Source organism: Bacillus sp. FSL K6-1366 (assembly GCF_037976695.1).
GTDB lineage: Bacteria > Bacillota > Bacilli > Bacillales > Bacillaceae > Bacillus > Bacillus subtilis.
In genome coordinates, this window is sequence record NZ_CP150268.1 from 3,938,893 (window position 1) to 3,965,252 (window position 26,360).

At 43.4% G+C, this 26,360-nt stretch carries 24 protein-coding genes; all 24 read left to right on the plus strand.

The window, feature by feature from the left end; all coding sequences use genetic code 11:
- Positions 1-4 precede the first annotated feature (4 nt).
- The 24 genes from pnp to recA all read left to right on the plus strand — a co-directional run bounded on the left by pnp (position 5) and on the right by recA (position 26,317).
- Positions 5-2,122 (plus strand): polyribonucleotide nucleotidyltransferase, encoded by a 2,118-nt coding sequence (gene pnp, locus MHI44_RS20515; protein WP_003231897.1) that lies wholly within the window; start codon positions 5-7, stop codon positions 2,120-2,122.
- Positions 2,123-2,238: 116 nt separating this feature from the next.
- Entirely contained in the window at positions 2,239-3,198 is a 960-nt protein-coding gene (locus tag MHI44_RS20520; protein WP_213385309.1) for a polysaccharide deacetylase family protein, read from the plus strand.
- A gap of 39 nt (positions 3,199-3,237) precedes the next feature.
- A complete protein-coding gene (locus tag MHI44_RS20525) occupies positions 3,238-4,467 on the plus strand; it encodes a pitrilysin family protein (RefSeq protein WP_003245717.1) in 1,230 nt (409 codons plus the stop codon).
- A 77-nt stretch (positions 4,468-4,544) separates the two neighbouring features.
- Positions 4,545-4,802 (plus strand): YlmC/YmxH family sporulation protein, encoded by a 258-nt coding sequence (locus MHI44_RS20530; RefSeq protein WP_003231890.1) that lies wholly within the window; start codon positions 4,545-4,547, stop codon positions 4,800-4,802.
- 185 nt (positions 4,803-4,987) lie between these two features.
- Positions 4,988-5,881: a dipicolinic acid synthetase subunit A gene (dpaA, locus tag MHI44_RS20535; protein ID WP_003231888.1), complete on the plus strand. Its 894-nt coding sequence runs from the start codon at positions 4,988-4,990 to the stop codon at positions 5,879-5,881.
- Positions 5,882-5,883: 2 nt separating this feature from the next.
- Positions 5,884-6,486, plus strand: coding sequence for a dipicolinate synthase subunit B (dpaB, locus tag MHI44_RS20540; RefSeq protein WP_003231884.1), 603 nt, complete (start codon positions 5,884-5,886; stop codon positions 6,484-6,486).
- 125 nt (positions 6,487-6,611) lie between these two features.
- Positions 6,612-7,652, plus strand: coding sequence for an aspartate-semialdehyde dehydrogenase (gene asd, locus MHI44_RS20545; RefSeq protein ID WP_049140028.1), 1,041 nt, complete (start codon positions 6,612-6,614; stop codon positions 7,650-7,652).
- A gap of 91 nt (positions 7,653-7,743) precedes the next feature.
- Complete coding sequence (gene dapG, locus MHI44_RS20550) at positions 7,744-8,958, plus strand: aspartate kinase (RefSeq protein ID WP_015483233.1); 1,215 nt, start codon at positions 7,744-7,746, stop codon at positions 8,956-8,958.
- Between the two features lie 30 nt (positions 8,959-8,988).
- On the plus strand, positions 8,989-9,861 hold the full coding sequence (dapA, locus tag MHI44_RS20555) for a 4-hydroxy-tetrahydrodipicolinate synthase (protein ID WP_339203595.1): 873 nt from the start codon (positions 8,989-8,991) through the stop codon (positions 9,859-9,861).
- Positions 9,862-10,038: 177 nt separating this feature from the next.
- Positions 10,039-11,706 carry a ribonuclease J2 gene (gene rnjB, locus MHI44_RS20560; protein ID WP_003231875.1) on the plus strand — a complete coding sequence of 556 codons (1,668 nt, stop codon included), beginning with the start codon at positions 10,039-10,041 and terminating at the stop codon, positions 11,704-11,706.
- Between the two features lie 115 nt (positions 11,707-11,821).
- A complete protein-coding gene (gene tepA / locus MHI44_RS20565; RefSeq protein ID WP_003245712.1) occupies positions 11,822-12,559 on the plus strand; it encodes a translocation-enhancing protein TepA in 738 nt (245 codons plus the stop codon).
- Positions 12,556-12,768 carry a TepA modulator TepJ gene (gene tepJ / locus MHI44_RS20570; RefSeq protein ID WP_047182622.1) on the plus strand — a complete coding sequence of 71 codons (213 nt, stop codon included), beginning with the start codon at positions 12,556-12,558 and terminating at the stop codon, positions 12,766-12,768. Before tepA ends, tepJ begins: the two co-directional genes overlap by 4 nt.
- A gap of 130 nt (positions 12,769-12,898) precedes the next feature.
- A complete protein-coding gene (gene spoIIIE / locus MHI44_RS20575; RefSeq protein ID WP_339202571.1) occupies positions 12,899-15,262 on the plus strand; it encodes a DNA translocase SpoIIIE in 2,364 nt (787 codons plus the stop codon).
- Positions 15,263-15,405: 143 nt separating this feature from the next.
- Positions 15,406-16,131 carry a GntR family transcriptional regulator gene (locus MHI44_RS20580; RefSeq protein ID WP_003245732.1) on the plus strand — a complete coding sequence of 242 codons (726 nt, stop codon included), beginning with the start codon at positions 15,406-15,408 and terminating at the stop codon, positions 16,129-16,131.
- Positions 16,132-16,269: 138 nt separating this feature from the next.
- Positions 16,270-17,481, plus strand: a complete 1,212-nt coding sequence (gene bcbE / locus MHI44_RS20585; RefSeq protein WP_031600514.1) for a bacillibactin exporter BcbE — start codon at positions 16,270-16,272, stop codon at positions 17,479-17,481.
- Between the two features lie 179 nt (positions 17,482-17,660).
- A complete protein-coding gene (locus MHI44_RS20590; RefSeq protein ID WP_014479812.1) occupies positions 17,661-18,941 on the plus strand; it encodes a pitrilysin family protein in 1,281 nt (426 codons plus the stop codon).
- The gene (locus tag MHI44_RS20595) at positions 18,938-20,224 is read left to right on the plus strand and encodes a pitrilysin family protein (protein ID WP_339202572.1); all 1,287 of its coding nucleotides are present in this window, start codon (positions 18,938-18,940) and stop codon (positions 20,222-20,224) included. The genes MHI44_RS20590 and MHI44_RS20595 overlap by 4 nt, the downstream gene beginning before the upstream one ends.
- Before the next feature lie 54 nt (positions 20,225-20,278).
- Positions 20,279-21,007: an EF-P-5 aminopentanone reductase gene (efpI, locus tag MHI44_RS20600; protein ID WP_003244676.1), complete on the plus strand. Its 729-nt coding sequence runs from the start codon at positions 20,279-20,281 to the stop codon at positions 21,005-21,007.
- A gap of 80 nt (positions 21,008-21,087) precedes the next feature.
- Positions 21,088-21,345, plus strand: coding sequence for a DUF3243 domain-containing protein (locus tag MHI44_RS20605; RefSeq protein ID WP_003245199.1), 258 nt, complete (start codon positions 21,088-21,090; stop codon positions 21,343-21,345).
- Between the two features lie 129 nt (positions 21,346-21,474).
- Positions 21,475-22,266 (plus strand): YmfK family protein, encoded by a 792-nt coding sequence (locus MHI44_RS20610; RefSeq protein WP_003220998.1) that lies wholly within the window; start codon positions 21,475-21,477, stop codon positions 22,264-22,266.
- Between the two features lie 66 nt (positions 22,267-22,332).
- Positions 22,333-23,199 carry a cell shape determination protein RodZ gene (rodZ, locus tag MHI44_RS20615; protein ID WP_250621313.1) on the plus strand — a complete coding sequence of 289 codons (867 nt, stop codon included), beginning with the start codon at positions 22,333-22,335 and terminating at the stop codon, positions 23,197-23,199.
- Positions 23,200-23,248: 49 nt separating this feature from the next.
- Positions 23,249-23,830 (plus strand): CDP-diacylglycerol--glycerol-3-phosphate 3-phosphatidyltransferase, encoded by a 582-nt coding sequence (pgsA, locus tag MHI44_RS20620; protein ID WP_003244753.1) that lies wholly within the window; start codon positions 23,249-23,251, stop codon positions 23,828-23,830.
- A gap of 17 nt (positions 23,831-23,847) precedes the next feature.
- The gene (locus MHI44_RS20625) at positions 23,848-25,098 is read left to right on the plus strand and encodes a competence/damage-inducible protein A (protein WP_003231847.1); all 1,251 of its coding nucleotides are present in this window, start codon (positions 23,848-23,850) and stop codon (positions 25,096-25,098) included.
- Positions 25,099-25,270: 172 nt separating this feature from the next.
- Positions 25,271-26,317, plus strand: coding sequence for a recombinase RecA (gene recA, locus MHI44_RS20630; protein ID WP_014664021.1), 1,047 nt, complete (start codon positions 25,271-25,273; stop codon positions 26,315-26,317).
- The last annotated feature ends 43 nt before the right edge of the window (positions 26,318-26,360 follow it).

Consider the following 26,360-nt stretch of genomic DNA (forward strand, 5'->3'; position numbering starts at 1 on the left):
TTGTATGGGACAAGAAAAACATGTCTTTACCATAGATTGGGCCGGAAGAACGCTAACTGTTGAAACCGGCCAGCTTGCCAAACAGGCAAATGGTGCTGTGATGATCCGCTACGGTGATACAGCAGTACTTAGTACAGCAACCGCTTCAAAAGAACCTAAACCGCTTGATTTCTTCCCTCTTACTGTAAACTATGAAGAAAGATTATATGCGGTAGGGAAAATTCCGGGCGGATTTATTAAAAGAGAAGGACGTCCAAGTGAAAAAGCGGTTCTTGCCAGCCGTTTAATTGACCGTCCGATCCGTCCTTTGTTTGCCGATGGATTCCGTAATGAAGTTCAGGTCATCAGCATTGTCATGAGTGTTGACCAAAACTGCTCTTCAGAAATGGCTGCCATGTTCGGTTCATCTCTTGCACTTTCTGTATCGGATATTCCGTTTGAAGGACCGATTGCAGGGGTTACTGTCGGACGCATTGATGATCAATTTATCATTAACCCGACAGTCGATCAGCTTGAAAAAAGCGACATCAATCTTGTCGTTGCCGGCACGAAAGATGCGATTAACATGGTAGAAGCGGGAGCGGACGAAGTTCCTGAGGAAATCATGCTTGAGGCCATTATGTTCGGCCATGAAGAGATTAAACGCCTGATTGCATTCCAAGAAGAAATTGTTGCAGCAGTCGGCAAAGAGAAATCTGAAATTAAGCTCTTTGAAATTGATGAAGAGCTTAATGAAAAAGTAAAAGCTTTGGCAGAAGAGGATCTGCTGAAAGCCATCCAAGTTCATGAAAAGCATGCCCGTGAAGATGCCATTAACGAAGTGAAGAACGCAGTTGTGGCAAAATTCGAGGATGAAGAACATGATGAAGACACAATCAAGCAAGTGAAGCAGATTTTATCCAAGCTTGTGAAAAATGAAGTTCGCCGCCTGATTACTGAAGAGAAAGTAAGACCGGACGGCCGCGGTGTCGATCAAATCCGTCCGCTCTCTTCAGAGGTTGGCCTCTTGCCAAGAACGCACGGTTCAGGTCTATTTACAAGGGGACAAACTCAGGCCCTCAGCGTTTGTACGCTAGGTGCTCTGGGAGATGTGCAAATCCTTGACGGCTTAGGTGTCGAAGAGTCAAAACGGTTTATGCATCATTACAACTTCCCGCAATTCAGCGTTGGGGAAACAGGACCGATGCGCGGACCGGGACGTCGTGAAATCGGACACGGAGCACTGGGTGAGCGTGCGCTTGAGCCAGTTATTCCGTCTGAAAAAGACTTCCCTTATACTGTCCGTCTTGTTTCAGAAGTGCTTGAATCAAACGGTTCTACATCTCAAGCAAGCATTTGCGCAAGCACACTTGCAATGATGGATGCCGGTGTACCGATTAAAGCGCCAGTTGCTGGTATTGCGATGGGTCTTGTCAAATCAGGCGAACATTACACTGTCTTGACTGACATCCAAGGCATGGAAGACGCGCTCGGAGATATGGACTTTAAAGTAGCGGGAACTGAAAAAGGCGTAACGGCCCTGCAAATGGACATTAAAATTGAAGGCCTTTCCAGAGAGATTCTTGAAGAAGCGCTTCAGCAGGCGAAAAAGGGCAGAATGGAAATCCTCAACAGCATGCTTGCAACATTAAGCGAATCAAGAAAAGAGCTTTCTCGATATGCGCCTAAGATCTTAACAATGACCATTAATCCTGATAAAATCCGCGATGTCATCGGACCAAGCGGAAAACAAATCAATAAGATCATCGAAGAAACCGGTGTTAAAATTGATATTGAGCAGGACGGCACAATCTTTATTTCCTCTACAGATGAAAGCGGCAACCAAAAAGCGAAAAAAATCATCGAAGACCTTGTGAGAGAGGTTGAAGTCGGCCAACTTTACCTAGGTAAAGTGAAACGGATTGAAAAATTCGGGGCTTTCGTTGAAATTTTCAGCGGAAAAGACGGTTTGGTGCACATTTCAGAGCTTGCGCTTGAAAGAGTAGGGAAAGTTGAAGATGTTGTAAAAATCGGAGACGAGATTCTTGTCAAAGTCACTGAAATTGATAAACAAGGACGAGTGAATTTATCCCGCAAAGCGGTGCTCCGTGAAGAGAAAGAAAAAGAAGAACAACAATCTTAAATGAAAACATAAAAGGAGCCTGGGAGACCCGGCTTCTTTATTTTGAAGCTTTTCAAAAGCAGGCGGGTTCTACCTTGTCCCTCTCCTTCATAATGTGAGATGAGGGGGGACAGAACATGTACAAAAAATTTGTACCGTTTGCCGTTTTTTTATTTCTTTTTTTTGTCTCATTTGAGATGATGGAAAATCCGCATGCACTTGATTATATAGGGGCAATGAAAAAAGATACGGTGACTGTCACGGCGTCAAAAGACCCGTTATATGAAGAATTGCTTCAAAAAGCGCCGGAGTACGAAGTTAAGCCCCAGAATGCAAGAATTGATAAAGTGTGGAAAAGCATTCCCGGCTACAATGGATTAAAGGTCAATATTGAACAATCATATAAAAAAATGAAAAAGAATGGCGAGTTTCGGGAAAAAGACCTGGTGTACAGCCAAGTAAAACCAAGTGTTCATCTTGAGTCACTTCAGCCTGAGCCTATTTATAAAGGAAATCCTGACAAGCCGATGGTTGCTTTCTTAATCAATGTGGCATGGGGAAATGAGTATTTGGAAAAAATGCTCCCTATTCTGCAAAAGCACCAGGTTAAAGCTACGTTCTTTTTAGAAGGCAATTGGGTGAGAAAAAATGAACAGCTCGCTAAGAAGATTGCAAAAGACGGACATGAAATCGGAAATCATTCATACAATCATCCGGATATGAGCAAACTGACTACAGGAAGAATTTCCGAGCAGCTCGACAAGACTAATGAACAAATAGAACAAACGATCGGCGTTAAGCCAAAGTGGTTCGCTCCGCCAAGCGGAAGTTTCAGAAAAGCGGTTATCGACATTGCAGCAGAGAAACAGATGGGAACAGTCATGTGGACAGTTGATACAATCGATTGGCAAAAGCCGGCTCCGTCTGTACTTCAGACGAGAGTGTTAAGCAAGATACATAATGGTGCCATGATTTTAATGCATCCGACTGACCCTACGGCGGAAAGTCTTGAAGCGCTGATTACACAGATAAAAGACAAAGGATATGCGCTTGGAACAGTCACTGAACTAATGGATGAAACAAGACTATTGAAGTAACAGATGAAGGCAGCTTGTCTTTGAATAGGAGGAACAAATTTGATTAAACGATATACGTGTCAAAATGGTGTAAGAATTGTGCTGGAAAATAACCCGACAGTCCGTTCTGTTGCGATCGGCGTATGGATCGGCACAGGTTCGAGACATGAAACGCCGGAGATAAACGGAATTTCTCACTTTTTAGAGCACATGTTCTTTAAAGGGACGAGCACAAAATCTGCACGCGAGATAGCAGAATCTTTTGATCGTATTGGCGGCCAGGTCAATGCGTTTACTTCAAAGGAATATACCTGCTACTATGCAAAGGTGCTTGACGAGCATGCGAATTACGCGCTGGACGTATTAGCAGATATGTTCTTTCATTCAACGTTTGATGAAAACGAGCTGAAAAAAGAGAAAAATGTAGTATATGAAGAAATTAAAATGTATGAAGATGCGCCGGACGACATTGTACATGATTTATTGAGCAAAGCCACTTACGGCAATCATTCTTTAGGCTACCCAATTCTAGGCACGGAAGAAACGCTTGCTTCCTTTAACGGTGACTCTCTCAGACAATACATGCATGATTATTATACGCCGGACCGAGTGGTGATTTCGGTAGCGGGCAATATATCTGACAGTTTTATCAAAGATGTAGAAAAATGGTTCGGGTCATACGAGGCGAAGGGCAAAGCGACAGGCCTTGAGAAGCCTGAGTTCCACACGGAAAAACTGACGAGAAAAAAAGAAACAGAGCAGGCTCATTTGTGCCTTGGATTTAAAGGCTTAGAGGTTGGCCATGAACGTATTTATGATTTAATCGTCCTCAACAATGTGCTCGGAGGCAGCATGAGCAGCCGGCTGTTCCAAGATGTGCGTGAAGATAAAGGACTTGCTTATTCTGTTTACAGCTATCACAGCTCATATGAAGACAGCGGAATGCTAACGATTTACGGCGGAACGGGTGCAAATCAGCTTCAGCAGCTGTCGGAAACAATTCAAGAAACCCTTGCCACATTAAAACGTGACGGCATTACCTCGAAAGAACTGGAAAACAGCAAAGAGCAAATGAAGGGAAGCTTAATGCTGAGCTTAGAAAGCACAAACAGCAAAATGAGCCGAAACGGAAAAAATGAACTGCTGCTCGGCAAACATAAAACATTAGATGAAATCATCAATGAATTAAACGCCGTGAACTTAGAGCGTGTTAACGGCCTTGCCAGACAATTGTTTACTGAAGACTATGCATTAGCACTTATCAGCCCTTCCGGCAATATGCCGTCTTAAAATGGAAAGCCTGCTCCATAATGGAGCAGGCATTTTTTAATCCCTTTCATCATACATAGTACAAGGGGGTGACAGACATGCGGCTCAGTGAATTATCGGGAAAGGAAATTGTAGACATCAAAAGAGCTGAACGGCTCGGAGTGCTCGGCCAGACCGATTTGGAAATCAATGAACAGGATGGACAGATTACAGCACTCCTCATTCCCACAGTTAAGTGGTTTGGTTTGAGAAAGCAAGGTCATGACATTCGTGTCCCATGGCATCATATTCAAAAGATCGGTTCAGATATGATTATATTAGATGTACCTGAGGAAATGCCTCCCCGACAAGAGTAAATAGCCCAATTGACTGTGAAGCGGGCTCTAAAGAAAACATCTGAAACATCGGCTGCCGGAGCCGATGTTTTTTTATATGGAAAAAGCGCATCTTTTATATTCACCGGTATTTCCTTTTGATCATAAGATGAAGGGGAGCTTAACAACTAGAGATCCAGTATATACAAAGAAGGTGAACGTTTAGAATGTTAACCGGATTGAAAATTGCAGTTATCGGCGGTGACGCAAGACAGCTCGAAATTATAAGAAAGCTCACTGAACAGCAGGCTGACATCTATCTTGTCGGTTTTGACCAATTGGATCACGGTTTTACCGGGGCAGTAAAATGCAATATTGATGAAATTCCTTTTCAGCAAATAGACAGCATCATTCTTCCAGTATCCGCGACAACAGGAGAAGGTGTCGTATCAACTGTATTTTCTAATGAAGAAGTTGTGTTAAAACAGGACCATCTCGACAGAACGCCTGCACATTGTGTCATTTTCTCAGGAATTTCTAACGCCTATTTAGAAAACATTGCAGCTCAGGCAAAAAGAAAACTTGTAAAACTGTTTGAGCGGGATGACATTGCGATATACAACTCTATTCCGACAGTAGAAGGAACGATCATGCTGGCTATTCAGCACACGGATTATACGATACACGGATCACAGGTGGCCGTTCTCGGTCTGGGGCGCACCGGGATGACGATTGCCCGTACATTTGCCGCGCTCGGAGCGAATGTAAAAGTGGGGGCAAGAAGTTCAGCGCATCTGGCACGTATCACTGAAATGGGGCTCGTTCCTTTTCATACCGATGAGCTGAAAGAGCATGTAAAAGATATAGATATTTGCATTAATACCATACCGAGTATGATTTTAAATCAAACGGTACTTTCTAGCATGACACCAAAAACCTTAATATTGGATCTGGCCTCACGTCCCGGGGGAACGGATTTTAAATATGCCGAGAAACAAGGGATTAAAGCACTTCTTGCTCCCGGGCTTCCAGGGATTGTCGCTCCTAAAACAGCTGGGCAAATCCTTGCAAACGTCTTGAGCAAGCTTTTGGCTGAAATACAAGCTGAGGAGGGGAAATAAGGATGTCGTCATTAAAAGGAAAAAGAATCGGGTTTGGGCTGACCGGGTCGCATTGCACATATGAAGCGGTTTTCCCGCAAATTGAGGCGTTGGTCAACGAAGGAGCTGAAGTCCGTCCGGTTGTCACATTTAATGTGAAATCCACAAATACCCGATTTGGAGAGGGCGCAGAATGGGTTAAAAAAATTGAAGACCTGACTGGATATGAGGCCATTGATTCGATTGTAAAGGCAGAACCTCTTGGGCCGAAGCTGCCCCTTGACTGCATGGTCATTGCGCCTTTAACAGGCAATTCAATGAGCAAGCTGGCAAATGCCATGACGGACAGCCCGGTGCTGATGGCGGCAAAAGCGACAATCCGAAACAATCGGCCTGTCGTTCTGGGTATCTCGACAAATGATGCTCTTGGTTTAAACGGAACAAATTTAATGAGGCTCATGTCAACAAAAAATATCTTTTTTATTCCATTCGGGCAAGACGATCCCTTTAAAAAACCGAATTCAATGGTAGCCAAAATGGATCTGCTACCGCAAACGATTGAAAAGGCACTCATGCACCAGCAGCTTCAGCCGATTCTAGTTGAGAATTATCAGGGAAATGACTAAATTTACAGAAAATCTTTCCCAAACTAAAAAATTCGGTCATCACCCGCATATTCTATGGTAAAATAAAACGTAAAATCATAGTCAAATCAATTCAATGAAGCTGATTGGCGGAAGGAGTTTTACAGATGGGAAGAGGTTTACACGTAGCTGTTGTCGGAGCGACAGGGGCTGTGGGACAACAAATGCTTAAAACACTTGAAGACAGAAACTTTGAAATGGACACACTTACATTGCTATCTTCAAAACGCTCTGCGGGGACAAAAGTCACGTTTAAAGGCCAAGAGCTGACTGTTCAGGAAGCTTCTCCTGAGAGCTTTGAAGGGGTAAATATTGCTTTGTTCAGCGCCGGCGGAAGCGTATCACAAGCATTGGCACCAGAAGCTGTAAAACGCGGCGCTATTGTTATAGATAATACGAGCGCGTTCCGCATGGATGAAAATACACCGCTTGTTGTGCCAGAAGTGAATGAGGCAGACTTGCATGAACACAACGGCATTATTGCCAATCCAAACTGCTCTACAATCCAAATGGTTGCGGCACTTGAACCGATCCGCAAAGCATATGGCTTAAACAAGGTCATCGTATCAACTTACCAGGCAGTATCAGGAGCGGGTAATGAAGCTGTAAAAGAGCTTTACAGCCAAACACAGGCGATTTTAAATAAAGAAGAAATAGAGCCTGAGATCATGCCTGTAAAAGGTGACAAAAAACACTATCAAATCGCCTTCAACGCGATTCCGCAAATCGATAAATTCCAAGATAACGGCTATACGTTTGAGGAAATGAAAATGATAAATGAAACGAAAAAAATCATGCACATGCCTGACCTTCAAGTAGCGGCTACATGTGTGAGACTGCCAATCCAAACTGGGCACTCAGAGTCCGTCTACATCGAAATAGACCGTGATGACGCTACAGTTGAAGATATTAAAAATCTATTGCAAGAAGCTCCGGGCGTGACACTTCAGGATGATCCAAGCCAGCAGCTTTATCCGATGCCTGCTGATGCTGTCGGCAAAAACGATGTGTTTGTAGGCCGCATCCGCAAAGACTTGGACAGAGCAAACGGTTTTCATTTATGGGTTGTTTCTGATAACCTATTAAAAGGCGCGGCATGGAACTCTGTTCAAATTGCAGAAAGCCTGAAAAAACTAAACCTCGTATAAAAGAGAGAATTTTCTAAAGACGAATAGAAGAGAGTAAGGCGCTATCAGCCTGCTCTCTTCTGTTACGTCCGAATAATTTGGAGTGAAAACAGTGAAGATAATTGTTCAAAAGTTCGGCGGAACATCAGTAAAAGATGATAAAGGCCGCAAACTGGCTTTAGGGCATATTAAAGAAGCAATCAGTGAAGGATATAAGGTTGTCGTTGTCGTTTCAGCGATGGGCCGAAAAGGAGACCCGTATGCAACAGATTCTTTGCTTGGGCTGCTTTACGGCGATCAGTCAGCGATTTCTCCTAGGGAACAGGATTTGCTTTTATCTTGCGGAGAGACTATTTCCTCTGTCGTCTTTACAAGCATGCTGCTTGATAACGGTGTGAAAGCAGCTGCGCTGACAGGGGCTCAGGCTGGCTTTTTAACGAATGATCAGCATACCAATGCGAAAATCATTGAAATGAAACCGGAGCGTTTATTCAGTGTGCTCGCCAATCATGATGCGGTAGTCGTCGCAGGCTTCCAGGGCGCAACTGAAAAGGGTGATACAACTACAATCGGCAGAGGGGGCAGCGATACGTCTGCAGCCGCACTCGGAGCAGCTGTTGATGCGGAATACATTGATATTTTCACCGATGTAGAAGGCGTGATGACTGCTGACCCAAGAGTGGTGGAAAATGCAAAACCGCTTCCTGTTGTGACGTATACGGAAATCTGCAACCTGGCGTATCAGGGGGCCAAGGTCATTCATCCGCGTGCTGTGGAAATCGCAATGCAGGCCAAGGTTCCGATCCGCGTCCGTTCGACTTATTCGAATGATAAAGGTACATTGGTGACATCACATCACTCTTCCAAGGTCGGCAGTGATGTTTTTGAAAGGCTGATTACGGGAATCGCCCATGTCAAAGATGTCACGCAGTTCAAAGTGCCTGCGAAAATCGGCCAGTATAACGTTCAGACTGAAGTGTTCAAGGCTATGGCAAACGCTGGAATCAGTGTCGATTTCTTTAACATTACACCTAGTGAAATCGTCTATACGGTAGCCGGAAATAAAACAGAAACAGCTCAGCGTATTTTAATGGATATGGGCTATGATCCAATGGTGACGAGAAACTGCGCGAAGGTATCGGCGGTCGGCGCGGGCATTATGGGTGTTCCCGGTGTTACGTCCAAAATTGTATCGGCTCTTTCAGAAAAAGAAATTCCGATCCTTCAGTCGGCTGACAGCCATACGACGATATGGGTGCTCGTCCATGAAGCGGATATGGTTCCTGCTGTAAACGCTTTGCATGAAGTGTTTGAACTTTCGAAGTAAATGTGATTGAATCATGATGAGGTGAATAAAATGAATTTCGGAAATGTGTCTACAGCGATGATTACACCCTTTGACAATAAAGGGAACGTAGACTTTCAAAAACTGTCTACACTGATTGATTACTTGTTGAAAAACGGAACGGATTCTTTAGTAGTAGCGGGAACAACTGGAGAATCTCCGACCCTTTCAACTGAAGAAAAAATTGCGCTTTTTGAATATACGGTAAAAGAAGTAAACGGACGGGTGCCCGTTATCGCTGGTACTGGGAGCAACAACACGAAAGATTCCATTAAGCTGACAAAAAAAGCTGAGGAAGCGGGCGTGGACGCTGTTATGCTTGTTACCCCGTATTACAATAAACCTTCTCAAGAGGGAATGTACCAGCATTTTAAAGCAATTGCGGCAGAGACATCTCTTCCGGTTATGCTCTATAATGTTCCTGGCCGTACGGTTGCTTCTCTTGCTCCTGAAACGACGATCCGTTTGGCGGCAGACATTCCGAATGTGGTTGCGATTAAAGAAGCGAGCGGAGACCTCGAAGCGATTACAAAAATTATTGCTGAAACACCTGAAGACTTCTATGTCTATTCAGGGGATGATGCTCTGACGCTTCCAATTCTTTCAGTTGGAGGTAGAGGAGTTGTGTCAGTGGCGAGCCATATTGCAGGCACTGATATGCAGCAAATGATCAAAAATTATACGAATGGGCAAACAGCTAATGCGGCACTGATTCATCAGAAACTGCTGCCGATTATGAAGGAACTGTTTAAAGCGCCTAATCCTGCTCCAGTCAAAACAGCGCTTCAGCTGAGAGGTCTTGATGTCGGTTCTGTGCGTCTGCCTCTAGTCCCATTAACTAAGGATGAACGTCTGAGCTTAAGCAGCACGATCAGCGAACTGTAAGAAAATTTCATACAGTGAAACAAACGCGGTCATTCTCACATTCAGCTGAGTTTGACCGTTTCTTTTACATATTGGTTTTCCCTAAACCTTCTGCTTTATCTTGTTTTCTAAATTTACTTTCAGTTATAATAGGAACAAGTGATGATGGACGGGTATGAGACTAGGAGGATATAGATTTTGAAAAAGAAAAATACAGAAAACGTTAGAATTATCGCCCTTGGCGGTGTCGGAGAGATTGGGAAGAACCTTTATGTCATTGAAATTGACTCAGACATATTTGTCGTTGATGCCGGCCTTATGCATCCAGAAAACGAAATGCTCGGTATTGATGTAGTGATTCCTGACATATCATATTTGATTGAACGGGCTGACCGCGTCAAGGCAATCTTTTTAACGCACGGGCACGATGAAAATATCGGCGGCGTTTTTTACTTATTAAACAAGCTGTCCGTTCCAGTGTACGGAACAAAACTGACGCTTGCACTGTTAAGAGAGAAATTAAAACAATACGGACATAACCGAAAAACTGATTTAAGAGAAATTCACTCCAAATCTGTCATTACATTTGAATCAACAAAGGTATCGTTCTTTAGAACGATTCACAGCATTCCTGATTCTGTAGGTGTGAGCTTTAAAACATCACTTGGATCTATTGTATGCACGGGAGACTTCAAATTTGACCAAACACCTGCACTTAATCAGACGTGCGACATTGGCGAGATCGCCAAGATCGGCAATAGCGGCGTGCTCGCTCTGCTTTCTGACAGTGCAAATGCGGAACGGCCGGGTTACACCCCTTCGGAAGCGGCTGTCAGCGGAGAAATTTCGGATGCGCTGTATAATTCACAGAACCGGGTGATTATTGCTGTTTTCGCATCCAATATTAACCGGATTCAGCAAGTCATTCATGCAGCGGCTCAAAATGGCAGAAAGATTGCCGTAGCCGGAAAAAATCTTCAATCTGTCCTGCAGCTCGCGAGAAAGTTAGGATACATTGAAGCAGATGATGAATTGTTTATTTCTGTACAGGATGTCAAAAAATATCCGAAGCGCGAAGTGGCCATTATTACAGCCGGAAGCCAAGGTGAACCATTAGCTGCTTTGACAAGAATGGCAAACAAAGCTCACAAACAGCTGAACATTGAAGAAGGGGATACGGTGGTCATTGCGTCAACTCCGATTCCCGGGCAGGAACTCATTTACTCTAAAACAGTAGATCTTCTTGCGAGAGCCGGTGCACAAGTCATCTTTGCCCAAAAGCGTGTTCATGTATCAGGCCACGGCTCACAAGAAGAGTTAAAGCTGATGATCAACCTGCTTAAACCAAAATATTTGATTCCTGTAAACGGCGAATACAGAATGCAAAAAGCTCATTCAAAAATCGCTGAAGAAACCGGCATGAAGCGCAGTGACATCTTCTTAATTGAAAAAGGAGACGTCGTTGAATTCCGCGGCCAAAACGTAAAAATTGGGGATAAAGTTCCTTACGGCAATATTTTAATTGATGGTTTAGGTGTCGGTGATATCGGCAATATCGTATTGAGAGACCGCCGCTTGCTTTCACAGGACGGAATTTTAATCGTTGTCATTACACTTGATAAACAAAAGAAACATCTTGTATCAGGACCAGAAATTATCACTCGCGGCTTTGTTTATGTAAGAGAGTCTGAAGGTCTTATCGTACAGGCTACTGAGCTTGTCCGGTCCATCGTGACAGAAGCGACTGAAACATCAAATGTCGAATGGTCAACGCTGAAGCAGGCAATGCGGGATGCTTTGAACCAATTCCTTTATGAAAAAACGAAACGTAAACCGATGATCATCCCAATTATTATGGAAGTATAATGACTGACTAAAGACCGGAGCTGCTCCGGTCTTTATTTTTTGTCCTTCAAGCCGGGATTGAATGAAGTATCTTTGTTCATAATACAAAGAGAAACTCGGAAAGGATGAAAGCGAGATGGATCATCGTATGGAAAACACAGAAGAAGAGCGTCCTGAAAAAAATGATGCGAAGGACAGCATTATGAATAAAATACAGCAGCTTGGTGAAACGACGCTTCCACAGCTGCCCCAAGATACAAATATTCATTGTCTGACCATTATCGGACAAATTGAAGGCCATGTTCAGCTTCCTCCGCAAAACAAAACAACAAAATATGAACATGTCATCCCGCAGATTGTGGCAATTGAACAAAATCCTAAAATTGAAGGCTTGCTGATCATATTAAATACTGTCGGAGGAGATGTTGAAGCTGGTCTTGCAATAGCGGAAATGCTTGCATCTTTATCGAAACCGACCGTTTCTATCGTGCTTGGCGGGGGACATTCCATCGGCGTTCCGATAGCTGTATCCTGTGATTACAGCTATATCGCCGAAACAGCAACGATGACGATTCATCCAGTTAGGCTCACCGGGCTGGTCATCGGGGTGCCGCAAACGTTTGAATACCTGGATAAGATGCAAGAAAGAGTTGTTAAATTTGTCACAAGCCATTCCAATATAACCGAAGAGAAGTTTAAAGAGCTAATGTTTTCAAAAGGAAACTTAACACGCGATATCGGAACAAATGTGGTCGGTAAGGATGCAGTTAAATACGGATTGATCGATCACGCAGGCGGTGTCGGACAAGCAATCAATAAACTGAATGAGCTCATCGATGAAGCAAGGAAAGAAGAAGGACGGATGATTCAATGATTCTTTATACCGTGATGCCGCAGGAAATTGTGTTTGCAGAACAGAACCAAGAGAAAAGCGCACATGAGCAAATTGAATATAAAGGTGTACCGCTTCTAGTCGAAATGAAAGGGAATGAAGCGGAAGTCATTCAAATCATGAGCACCAATCCAATGCATTTTCTGCATCCGGACATTTCACCGGGACAAAAGCTGAAATTAAACGTATAAGAATCCAACCCTTTTTTAAGGGCAAAATATGCTATAATAGGGGAATCCTACAGAAAAAACGCAGCCTGTAAACGGCTGCTTTCTTCATTATGTATGAACTTACATTTTTTAACGCAGTAAGGTGATGAGTGTGGCAAAGAAAAAACGAAAATCAAGAAAAAAACAGGCGAAACAGCTCAATATAAAATACGAGCTCAACGGATTGCTGTGTATAGCCATTTCAATTATCGCAATCTTGCAGCTGGGGGTAGTCGGGCAAACGTTTATCTATTTGTTCCGCTTTTTTGCTGGAGAGTGGTTTATTTTATGCTTGTTAGGTTTATTGGTGTTAGGAGTCTCACTGTTTTGGAAGAAAAAAACCCCAAGCCTTTTAACGAGACGAAAGGCCGGGGTGTACTGTATCATCGCAAGCATATTGCTGCTTTCTCACGTGCAGCTATTTAAAAATTTGACTCACAAAGGGTCTATTGAGTCCGCAAGCGTGGTGCGCAATACGTGGGAATTGTTTTTAATGGACATGAATGGCAGCTCTGCTTCACCTGATTTAGGCGGAGGGATGATCGGTGCGCTGCTGTTTGCGACTTCACACTTTTTGTTTGCGTCGACTGGTTCTCAGATCATGGCAATTGTCATGATTTTGATCGGAATGATTTTAGTAACTGGGCGCTCGCTACAAGAAACGCTAAAAAAGTGGATGAGCCCGATTGGACGTTTTATAAAAGAACAATGGTTAGCATTTATTGATGATATGAAATCCTTCAAATCAAATATACAGTCATCGAAAAAAACGAAAGCGCCGAGCAAAAAACAAAAACCGGCCCGCAAAAAACAGCAAATGGAACCGGAGCCTCCTGATGAAGAGGGGGATTATGAAACAGTATCGCCTCTTATTCATTCAGAGCCGATTATCTCAAGCTTTTCTGATCGTAATGAAGAGGAAGAGTCTCCAGTTATAGAAAAGCGCGCCGAACCTGTGTCGAAGCCGCTTCAGGACATCCAACCGGAGACAGGTGATCAGGAAACTGTTTCTGCTCCTCCTATGACCTTTACAGAGCTCGAAAATAAGGATTACGAGATGCCGTCACTGGATTTGCTGGCAGATCCGAAGCATACCGGCCAGCAGGCTGATAAAAAGAATATTTATGAAAATGCGAGAAAGCTTGAACGCACATTCCAAAGCTTTGGCGTAAAGGCGAAAGTCACACAGGTTCATCTCGGACCGGCCGTAACAAAATATGAAGTATATCCTGATGTCGGAGTGAAGGTTAGCAAAATTGTCAATTTAAGCGATGATTTAGCGCTTGCGCTTGCTGCGAAGGATATCAGGATCGAAGCGCCTATACCAGGCAAATCAGCAATCGGAATTGAAGTTCCAAACGCAGAAGTGGCAATGGTTTCGCTGAAAGAAGTGCTGGAGTCTAAATTGAATGACAGACCGGATGCGAAGCTGTTAATTGGACTCGGCCGCAATATTTCAGGTGAAGCTGTATTGGCTGAGTTAAACAAGATGCCCCACCTTTTGGTCGCAGGCGCAACCGGTAGCGGGAAAAGTGTCTGTGTCAACGGCATTATTACAAGTATTTTAATGCGGGCGAAACCGCATGAAGTGAAAATGATGATGATCGATCCTAAAATGGTAGAGCTAAATGTCTACAACGGGATTCCGCATTTGCTTGCTCCTGTTGTAACCGATCCGAAAAAAGCGTCGCAGGCTTTGAAAAAGGTTGTCAATGAAATGGAGCGGCGGTACGAATTATTTTCTCATACGGGTACAAGAAATATTGAAGGATACAATGATTATATAAAACGCGCCAACAATGAAGAAGGAGCGAAACAGCCAGAGCTGCCTTATATTGTTGTCATTGTGGACGAGCTAGCCGATCTCATGATGGTCGCTTCATCTGATGTGGAAGATTCGATTACGAGATTGTCCCAAATGGCGCGGGCTGCCGGCATCCATCTTATTATTGCGACACAGCGGCCATCGGTGGATGTTATCACAGGGGTGATCAAAGCGAACATTCCGTCACGAATCGCGTTCAGCGTATCTTCACAGACGGATTCAAGGACCATTCTTGACATGGGTGGCGCTGAGAAGCTTCTTGGCCGCGGCGATATGCTGTTTTTACCTGTAGGGGCTAACAAACCTGTCCGTGTGCAGGGAGCATTTTTGTCGGATGACGAAGTGGAGAAGGTCGTCGACCATGTGATTACGCAGCAGAAAGCGCAATATCAAGAAGAAATGATTCCTGAGGAGACAACAGAAACTCATTCCGAGGTTACTGATGAACTTTATGATGAAGCTGTTGAATTAATCGTCGGCATGCAGACGGCATCTGTTTCAATGCTGCAAAGAAGATTCAGAATCGGCTATACGAGAGCGGCGCGCCTGATTGACGCAATGGAGGAACGCGGTGTTGTCGGACCGTATGAAGGCAGCAAACCTAGGGAAGTATTATTATCAAAAGAGAAATATGATGAGCTCTCTTCTTAATGAAGGGAGTTCCGCTTTCTGTAGTCGTCAATAATAACATTATGTAAACTGATCACCTTTCTATTTATTTTTTCGACAAAACATGATATAGTTGTCCCAATTGTTCAATAATTTTTATCGAAAGTGGTTTACGGAGGGGAAACATGTCTACAAAAGCTGATAATCGGCACTTGTATTTGAAAGTAATTGAACGAATTAAAGAGGATATAAAAAATGGGATCTACACTGAGAAGGAAAAGCTGCCTTCTGAATTTGAGCTTTCCAAAAAGCTTGGTGTCAGCAGAGCGACGCTAAGAGAAGCCTTGCGGATACTGGAAGAAGAGCATGTGATTATCAGAAGGCATGGTGTAGGCACTTTTGTCCATTCTAAGCCGTTATTTCTTTCGGGTATTGAACAGCTGAACAGTGTAACCAAGATGATAGAACAGGCGAATATGACCCCTGGCACGATTTTTCTATCATCACAAGTGCTTATGCCGTCTGAAGATGATACGAAGAGATTTCACTTGGCAGAAGGGCAAGAACTTTTTTACCTTGAACGAGTCAGGACAGCTGACGGACAGCCGATTGTGTATTGTATAGACAAAATTCCGATGAATATTTTGCCGAATTCTTTTTCTCATCAGCAAGAATCTATGTTTGACCTGCTTGAGAAAAATTCAGGCTCCGTAATCAGCTATGCAGTAACTGATATAGAACCGATCGGCTATCACGATACCATTTCTCCAGTGCTTGAATGCGATCCGGAAACAGCTCTTTTGCTGTTAAAACAAACCCATTACGATCAGCACGATAAACCGGTGCTTTATTCTTTAAATTATTTTAGAGCGGATAAATTCAGATTTCATGTTTTGCGTAAACGATTCTAAAAACGGACGCCTGTATGTGTCTGTTTTTTTATTTGCACTGATTCATGTTTCTTTGTACATACTTTCATTCCGGTTAACGCAATATATAAGGGATGACAAGAAAGTGAATGGGTGAAAATGTTGAGAGAGAAAAATGGAATGAAAAATATTATTGCATTGTCTTCTGTCCCGCTTGTGATGACACTCGGGAACTCCATGCTGATTCCTGTTCTTCCGATGATGGAGAAAAAGCTGTCTGTGACTTCATTTCAAGTATCTTTAATCATTACTGTATATTCAGTAGTAGCAATTATTTGCATTCCGATTGCCGGATATTTGTCGGATCGTTTCGGGAGAAAAAAAATATTGCTTCCATGCCTCCTCATTGCAGGATTGGGGGGAGCCGTAGCTGCTTTTGCCTCGACCTATATGAAAAATCCTTATGCTATGATCTTGGCGGGGCGGGTTCTTCAAGGCATTGGTTCTGCAGGTGCCGCTCCGATTGTCATGCCGTTTATCGGCGACCTGTTTAAAGGAGACGATGAAAAGGTCAGCGCGGGTCTTGGCGATATTGAAACCGCCAACACGTCAGGGAAGGTACTGAGTCCCATACTTGGAGCCTTACTGGCTTCTTGGTATTGGTTTGTACCGTTTTGGTTTATTCCGTTTTTCTGTTTGATCAGCTTTTTGCTCGTATTGTTTTTGGTGGCCAAGCCTGAAGAAGATGAAGATGCGCCTGCTGTTTCTGAGTTTATTAAGAGTGTGAAGAAAATTTTTAAACAGGATGGTCGCTGGCTTTATACGGTCTTCATTATCGGGTGTGTCATTATGTTTTTGTTATTTGGCGTATTATTTTATTTATCAGATACGCTGGAGAACAAGTATGCTATTGACGGAGTAGCTAAAGGCGGATTACTGGCAATCCCACTTTTGTTTTTGTCAACCAGTTCTTTTATAGCTGGCAAAAAGATCGGTAAAGATAAAGGCCGAATGAAATTTTGCGTTGTTACAGGAATGATTCTGTTAACCCTTTCGTTTATTGCCTTGTGGTGGAACCACAGTTTTTATTTTTTATTTGTCTTTTTAAGCTTTGGCGGGATTGGGATTGGAATGGCTCTTCCTGCTTTAGATGCACTGATAACCGAAGGGATTGAAAGTGAACAATGCGGAACCATTTCCTCCTTCTACAATAGCATGCGCTTTATAGGAGTAGCTCTCGGTCCACCTGTTTTTGCTGCATTAATGTCTAATGCAAACTGGATTATTTTCATACTCTCGGCGTTTTGCAGCATCGTTTCTTTATTTTTAGTGCTCTTTACTGTAGATGCTAAAAAAAGTGAAGAAGAAGAAAAAAACTTAGGGACGGTCTAGCCAGCCGTCTTTTTTTGCGCTTCCTTGCACAGTTTACAACTGTACCTATACAGCATGCGGAGGTTATTGTTTCCTTATAAATCCTACAGTTGCTATAATTACATGAAAGAGTGTTTCTGCGGATGCTGAAAATTGGTCATAATACATACTAATTAAGAAATGAACGAAGGAGGTTCCATATGTCATATGTTAATGAACTCAAATCAAAGCACGGCGGTTTAACCGCACATATTGTAAAAACAGAAAAATTCAAAACCGTCTCGCTTATTTTTAAGATGCTTGCGCCGCTGACAAAGGATCAAGTCACCAAAAGAGCGCTTCTCCCGCATGTGCTTCTTCGCGGAACGAAAAGCCATCCGAAAACCGCAGAATTGCGTTCATACTTGGATGAGCTGTACGGCACGTCAGTATCGGCTGATCTTACGAAAAAAGGAGAGCGGCACGTCATTACGTTCAGGCTTGAAATTCCGAATGAAAAATATTTAAAAGACCAAACGCCGCTACTTGAGAAAGGGCTCCAGCTTCTCGCAGAAATCGTCTTTTCACCTGCTTTAGAGGGAGACGCTTTTCAGTCACAATATGTGGCTCAAGAAAAACGGACGCTTAAGCAAAGAATCCAAGCCGTCTATGATGATAAAATGCGCTATTCGAATTTAAGGCTGATACAGGAAATGTGCAAAAATGAGCCTTACGCGCTTCATGTCAATGGTGAAATCGACGATGTTGATGACATTACGGCAGAGCAATTATACGAAACATACCAAAGCGCTATCCAAAAAGACCAGCTTGATCTATATGTTGTTGGCGACGTGGACAGTAACCAGGTACAATCGGCAATTGATAAGTATTTCAAAACAGAAGAGCGCACTCTTGGCACGATTGAAAACAATCACGCTGATGAAAAAGTTCAGCCAAAAGAAGTAATTGATGAAGAGGATGTCAAGCAAGGAAAACTGAATATCGGCTACCGCACCAGCATCACTTATACAGATCAGGATTATCCTGCTTTACAAGTGTTTAACGGATTGTTCGGCGGATTCTCTCATTCTAAACTTTTCATTAATGTTCGGGAAAAAGCCAGTCTTGCTTACTACGCGGCTTCGCGTATAGAAAGTTTTAAAGGCTTGTTAATGGTGATGTCAGGCATTGAAGTGAAAAATTTTGAACAGGCGGTTTCGATTATTGCTGAGCAATTCCAGGCAATGAAAAATGGCGATTTCAATGAGCAGGATATAGCACAGACAAAGGCCGTTATTCGAAATCAAGTGCTGGAAACGATTGATACAGCATACGGTTTATCTGAGTTTTTATATCAGCAGGCCGCTGCTCAAGTCGAGATTCCTATCGAAGACTTTCTTGCAAATATTGAGAATGTCACAAAAGAGGATATCATTAAAGCCGGCGAAAAGATTCAGCTTGATACGACTTATTTCTTAAAAGGGACGGAGGGTGCATCTTGATCAAACCAATCGAATATGAACAGCTTCAGGAGACGCTGTACCATGAAAAAATGTCCAACGGCCTTGATGTTTACGTTTTGCCGAAAAAAGGCTTCAACAAGACATATGCAGTCTTTACAACAAAGTACGGCTCGATAGATAACCGGTTTGTCCCTTTAGGTAAAAACGAGATGGTTCACGTGCCGGACGGGATTGCGCACTTTCTTGAGCACAAGCTGTTTGAGAAAGCGGACGGAGACGTTTTTCAAGATTTCAGCAAACAGGGGGCTTCTGCCAATGCGTTTACGTCATTTACAAGAACGGCTTACCTTTTCTCAAGCACATCAAATGTTGAACGCAATTTAGAGACGCTTATCGATTTCGTACAGGACCCATATTTTACTGAAAAAACGGTTGAAAAGGAAAAAGGGATTATCGGGCAGGAGATTAATATGTACGACGATAACCCTGATTGGAGGCTTTACTTCGGGGTCATTGAAAACATGTACAAAGAGCATCCTGTCAGAATTGACATAGCGGGAACAGTGGAAAGCATTTCACATATTACAAAAGACCTTCTTTATGAATGCTATGAAACGTTTTATCACCCGAGTAACATGCTCCTTTTCATTGTCGGCCCTGTAGATCCTGAAGCGATTATTTCTCAGGTAAGAGAAAACCAGGGGAAAAAGCCGTATACTGATCAGCCGGAGATCAAACGAGAAGAAGTGAAAGAGCAAGAAGCGGTTTTCCGAAAAGAAAAAGAGATCAAAATGAACGTGCAGGGACCGAAATGCCTTGTTGGGCTGAAATCCAAAAATCAGTTTAAATTAGGCAAAGAGCTCTTAAAGCATGAACTTTCAATGAACTTATTGCTTGAAGCTCTTTTTGGCAAAAGCTCTGCCCAGTATGAATCACTTTATGAAAAAGGATATATTGACGAAACGTTCAGCTTTGATTTTACTGCTGAATATGGGTTCGGTTTTGCGGCGATCGGCGGAGATACGCCTGAGCCTGATCAATTGGCTGAAGACATTTCAAGCATGCTTTTGCGCGCCGGTGAACTGATTACTGCTGAAAAGATTGAACTTGCCAGAAAGAAAAAGATCGGCACATTCTTAAAAGCGCTGAATTCCCCTGAATACATCGCCAATCAATTTACCCGTTATGCGTTCTTGGATATGAGCCTGTTTGATGTTGTAACGGTACTCGAGCAGATTACCCTCGAGGATGTCCAGAACGTAATACAAGAGGAAATCGCTGCAGACAGACTGACTGTCTGCAAGGTTGTTCCTAAATCATAAACAAAACATCCCTCCAGTGTGAGGGGTGTTTTTCTGCGGAAAGAAGGAAAGAGGATGAACAAAACAGCACTAATCACCGGAGCAAGCGGCGGCATTGGCAAAAGCATCAGCGAAACCCTTGCAGCTAGAGGATACAATCTGCTGCTGCATTACAATACAAATCAAAACGCGGCAGCGGAGCTTGCTGAAAAACTAAGTCAGATGTTTGGCGTAAATGCGGAGATATTACAAGCTGACCTGTCCGCGCAAGATGGAGCAGATAAGCTGACAAGTTCAATTGTTCAGCCGATTGATGCGATTGTTTTAAACAGCGGACGAAGCCATTTTGGGCTGATTACGGATGTAGATAACGCAACGGTCCAGGAAATGGTTCAGCTTCATGTGGCGAGTCCGTATATGCTGACGAGAAACCTTCTGCCAGGCATGATTCGGAATAAATCGGGAGCGATTGTGGCTGTCAGCTCGATTTGGGGAGAGACTGGAGCATCCTGTGAAGTGCTGTACAGCATGGCAAAAGGAGCTCAGCATTCATTTGTAAAAGGATTGGCTAAGGAGCTGGCGCCAAGCGGAATCAGAGTAAACGCCGTAGCGCCGGGTGCAGTTGATACAAATATGATGAATCAATTTACCCCGGCTGAAAAAGAAGAGATCGCTGATGAGATTCCGATCGGCCGGCTGGCCCGGCCGCAAGAAATTGCGGATGCAACAGCTTTTCTCCTGTCTGAAAAAGCGTCATATATCACCGGCCAAATTCTGTCGGTCAATGGCGGCTGGCACTGCTGATCCGAAAATATTCGGTGTATAGTTTCTTTTGCGAAGGACACAATAATCTTGTAACTTCACATGAAATGGAGGAAACAAGCATGTCAGTATTAGAAAACTGGGATAGCTGGAAAAACTTCCTTGGCGACCGTCTGAACTATGCGCAAGATAAAGGTATGAGCCAGGATACGATTACAGATCTTGCGACAGAAATCGGCAGCTACTTGGCTAATGAAGTGGAATCTAAGAACGAGCAGGAAAAAGTGCTGGCAGATCTTTGGAGTGTAGCATCAAAAGATGAACAGCACGCCATTGCCAATATGATGGTTAAGCTTGTTGAAAATAACAGCACTCACTAGGAAGAGAGGGGATTTTTCCTCTCTTTTTTATGTTTTCCTCATCACAGCAACATTCTTCTTTCTAATTAGAGAAAAATGCTTTATGATAAAGGAAGGTAAAATTTTGCCACAATGAAGGGGGTATATCATTTGGCAAAGCTCGAATGGTATTTTGAATATGAAATTCAAGTGAACCGCCCCGGACTGCTCGGGGATATTTCATCTCTTCTTGGGATGCTTTCTATCAACATCGTAACGATAAACGGCGTCGATCTTTCCAGAAGGGGAATGCTCCTCAGGTGCCGCCATATAGATCAAATTAAACGATTAGAATCAATCTTAAAAACGATGGAAACAATTAAAGTAACGAAGCTTAGAGAACCGAGGCTTCGCGACCGTCTTGCCGTACGCCACGGCCGTTATATTCAACGGGATGCCGATGACAAGAAAACGTTCCGCTTTGAACGGGACGAGCTTGGCTTATTAGTCGATTTTATGGCCGAATTGTTCAAAAAAGAAGGCCATAAATTAATCGGAATCAGAGGTATGCCGCGTGTCGGGAAAACGGAATCGATTGTAGCCTCTAGTGTGTGTGCGAGCAAAAGGTGGCTGTTTGTGTCATCAACCTTGCTGAAGCAGACGATAAGAAGCCAGCTGATTGCCGATGAATACAGCACTGAAAATGTCTTTATCGTTGACGGAATTGTGTCAACACGAAGAGGATCGGAACGCCATCTCCAGCTGGTCCGAGAAATCATGCGGCTGCCTGCAACAAAAGTGGTGGAGCATCCGGACATATTCGTTCAAAATACAGAGTATACACTAGATGACTTTGATTATATTATTGAACTGAGAAATGACCCTGATGAGGTTATTACATATGAACATGCCGAGGAACCCCAAATGTTTGATCAATCCGGGTTTTCAAGCTTTGATTTTTAAAATTGGAAGGTGTTTGTTGTGACTGAACTAGGAATCCGGCTCAAAGAAGCCAGAGAGGAAAAAGCAATGTCATTGGATGATCTCCAAGCGGCAACAAAGATTCAAAAAAGGTATTTAACCGCCTTGGAGGAAGGAAACTATGACATTATTCCGGGGAAGTTTTATGTTCGGGCATTCATCAAGCAATATGCAGAAGCCGTTGGGCTTGATGCGGATCAGCTGTTTGAGGAGCATAAAAAAGATATCCCTAATACGTATCATGATGATGTGTCTGAAAAGATCTCCGGCATGAATCTTCAAAAGGAAATGCCAAAGCCAGCATCTAAGGCGCTGGAGCTGCTGCCAACGATACTTGTTATTCTCGGCGTGATTGTCGTGATTGCCATTGTGTACACGATCATTCAATTTGCCAATCACAAAAACAGTGATGATCACAATGCGGCATCAGAAAAAGCAATTACGCAAAGTGAGAGCAAGTACGAAATCCCTAAAGATTCAACGCTGAAAGAGAATCAAAATAACAGCTCTGAAAAAGAGACAGACACTAAAAAAGAAACGAAAGAAAACGAAGATAAGAAAAAAGAAAATGACAGTGATAAGCTGGAGATTAAAGCTGCTGGCACTGAAGGATCGTTAACGACTTATGAAGTGTCCGGCGCTGATAAAATCGAGCTGGAACTGAAGGCATCAGACAGCTCCTGGATTCGAGTGCGCGATGAAAACAGCAGCTCTTTAAAAGAAGGAACGCTGAAAAAAGACGAAACCTATAAAAAAGACATAACTGATCAGAAACAAGTTGATATCCGCACCGGATATGCACCTAATCTGAAAATAAAAATCAACGGTAAGGTTCTTTCATATGAACTTGATCCGAAAAAAGTGATGGCACAAACCATAAAGATTGTAAATAAAAAGGAAGAAAAGTCATCTTAATTACCAGATGACTTTTCTTCACGTCCGAGTATGAAATTGGAGGGGCTTTATGTTTAACTTACCAAATAAAATCACACTAGCTAGAATCGCATTAATCCCAATCTTCATGATTATCATGCTGGCGCCGTTTGACTGGGGCAGGCTCGAAGTTGGAGACGAATCCATCCCGGTCGCACATTTGGCGGGGGCCATTCTATTTATTATTGCATCTACAACAGACTGGGTGGACGGGTATTATGCCCGAAAATTGAATCTCGTAACAAACTTCGGGAAATTTCTTGATCCGCTTGCGGACAAACTGCTCGTATCCGCAGCGTTAATTATCCTTGTTCAATTTGATCTCGCTCCAGCTTGGATGGTCATTGTGATTATCAGCAGGGAGTTTGCCGTGACAGGTTTAAGGCTTGTCTTAGCCGGAACAGGAGAAGTCGTAGCTGCTAACATGCTTGGTAAAATCAAAACCTGGGCACAGATTATTGCGGTATCTGCATTGCTTCTTCATAATCTTCCATTTGAACTTGTGTCATTCCCGTTTGCAGACTTGGCGCTGTGGGTAGCCGTCTTCTTTACTGTCGTCTCAGGCTGGGAATATTTCTCTAAAAATTGGGAAGCGTTAAAAACATCTAACTAAGAAAGAAGGACTTCGTCATGGAATTTCCAAAAAAAGCAGAAATAATTGCAGTCGGTTCAGAGTTGCTGCTTGGTCAAATCGCCAATACAAATGCTCAATTTATCAGCAAACAGCTCGCTGAAATCGGGGTCAACGTATTTTATCATACAGCGGTCGGAGATAACCCGGAGCGGCTGAAGCAGGTCATCCGCATTGCTGAAGAACGCTCTGACTTCATTATTTTTTCAGGAGGGCTTGGACCCACAAAAGATGATCTGACGAAAGAAACGATTGCAAATACGCTGGGACGTCCGCTTGTGTTAAATGATGAGGCATTCCAATCCATTGAGGACTATTTCAAACGAACAAAACGCACGATGTCACCTAATAACCGAAAACAGGCGCTTGTGATCGAAGGCTCTGACGTGCTGGCGAATCACTTTGGAATGGCCCCGGGAATGCTCACAGAGCATGAATCGCGCTATTATATGCTTCTTCCTGGACCGCCGAGCGAATTGCGTCCAATGTTTGAAAACGAGGCAAAGCCTCTTCTGCTGAAAAAGATGGGTTCAAATGAAAAAATTGTGTCAACTGTTCTTCGCTTTTTCGGTATCGGTGAATCTCAGCTTGAAGCCGATTTGGAAGATATTATTGATGCACAAACCAATCCGACAATTGCGCCTTTGGCGGCTGATGGAGAGGTGACGCTGCGTCTGACAGCCAAACACGCCGATGAAAAGGAAACAGAGCGTCTGTTAAAAGAAACAGAGGCCGTTATCTTAGAGCGTGTCGGTGAATTTTTCTATGGTTACGATGATACTTCTCTTGTAAAAGAGCTATCTATAGCGTGTAAGGAAAAAGGCATAACAATTTCTGCGGCAGAAAGCTTTACCGGAGGGCTGTTTTCTGAATGGCTGACGGATCATAGCGGTGCCTCAAAATTATTTGCCGGGGGCGTTGTTTGCTATACAAACGACGTGAAGCAGAATGTGCTTGGTGTCAAGAAGGAAACATTAGATCGTTTTGGGGCGGTCAGCAAGGAGTGCGCATCCGAACTGGCTAAGGGTGTTCAAAAACTCACTGGCAGCGATATCGGCATTAGCTTTACTGGTGTAGCAGGACCTGATGCTCAAGAAGGGCATGAGCCTGGGCATGTGTTTATCGGCATTTCCGCAAACGGTAAAGAAGAGGTTCACGAGTTTCACTTTGCGGGCTCCAGAACGGGGATCAGAAAACGCGGCGCTAAATACGGCTGCCATTTAATCTTAAAGCTTTTAGAGCAAAAATAATATTTTCAGCACATTATCCTCCTAAGAAAACATGATTTCTCTGATACATTATGATATTTTGATAGGAATCACGCCAAGAAAAAATCCGAATATGCGTTCGCTTTTTTCTTGGCAAATCCCTTCAAACAGGGTATAGTATATGTAGTGGTAACATAAAGGAGGAAAAAATAGAATGAGTGATCGTCAGGCAGCCTTAGATATGGCTCTTAAACAAATAGAAAAACAGTTCGGCAAAGGTTCCATTATGAAACTGGGAGAAAAGACAGATACAAGAATTTCTACTGTCCCAAGCGGCTCCCTCGCTCTTGATACAGCACTGGGAATTGGCGGATATCCTCGCGGACGGATTATTGAAGTATACGGTCCTGAAAGCTCAGGTAAAACAACTGTGGCGCTTCATGCGATTGCTGAAGTTCAGCAGCAGGGCGGACAAGCCGCGTTTATCGATGCGGAGCATGCGTTAGATCCGGTATACGCGCAAAAGCTCGGTGTTAACATCGAAGAGCTTTTACTGTCTCAGCCTGACACAGGCGAGCAGGCGCTTGAAATTGCGGAAGCATTGGTTCGAAGCGGGGCAGTTGACATTGTCGTTGTCGACTCTGTAGCCGCTCTCGTTCCGAAAGCGGAAATTGAAGGCGACATGGGAGATTCTCATGTCGGTTTACAAGCACGCTTAATGTCTCAAGCGCTTCGTAAGCTTTCAGGGGCCATTAACAAATCGAAGACAATCGCGATTTTCATTAACCAAATTCGTGAAAAAGTCGGCGTTATGTTCGGGAACCCGGAAACAACTCCTGGCGGCCGTGCGTTGAAATTCTATTCTTCCGTGCGTCTTGAAGTGCGCCGTGCTGAACAGCTGAAACAAGGCAACGACGTAATGGGGAACAAAACGAAAATCAAAGTCGTGAAAAACAAGGTGGCTCCGCCGTTCCGTACAGCCGAGGTTGACATTATGTACGGAGAAGGCATTTCAAAAGAAGGCGAAATCATTGATCTAGGAACTGAACTTGATATCGTGCAAAAAAGCGGTTCATGGTACTCTTATGAAGAAGAGCGTCTTGGCCAAGGCCGTGAAAATGCAAAACAATTCCTGAAAGAAAATAAAGATATCATGCTGATGATCCAGGAGCAAATTCGCGAACATTACGGCTTGGATAATAACGGAGTAGTGCAGCAGCAAGTTGAAGAGACACAAGAAGAACTCGAATTTGAAGAATAAAAATAAAATAAGTTTCAAATGATACAAAAGGCTGAGTGAAAAA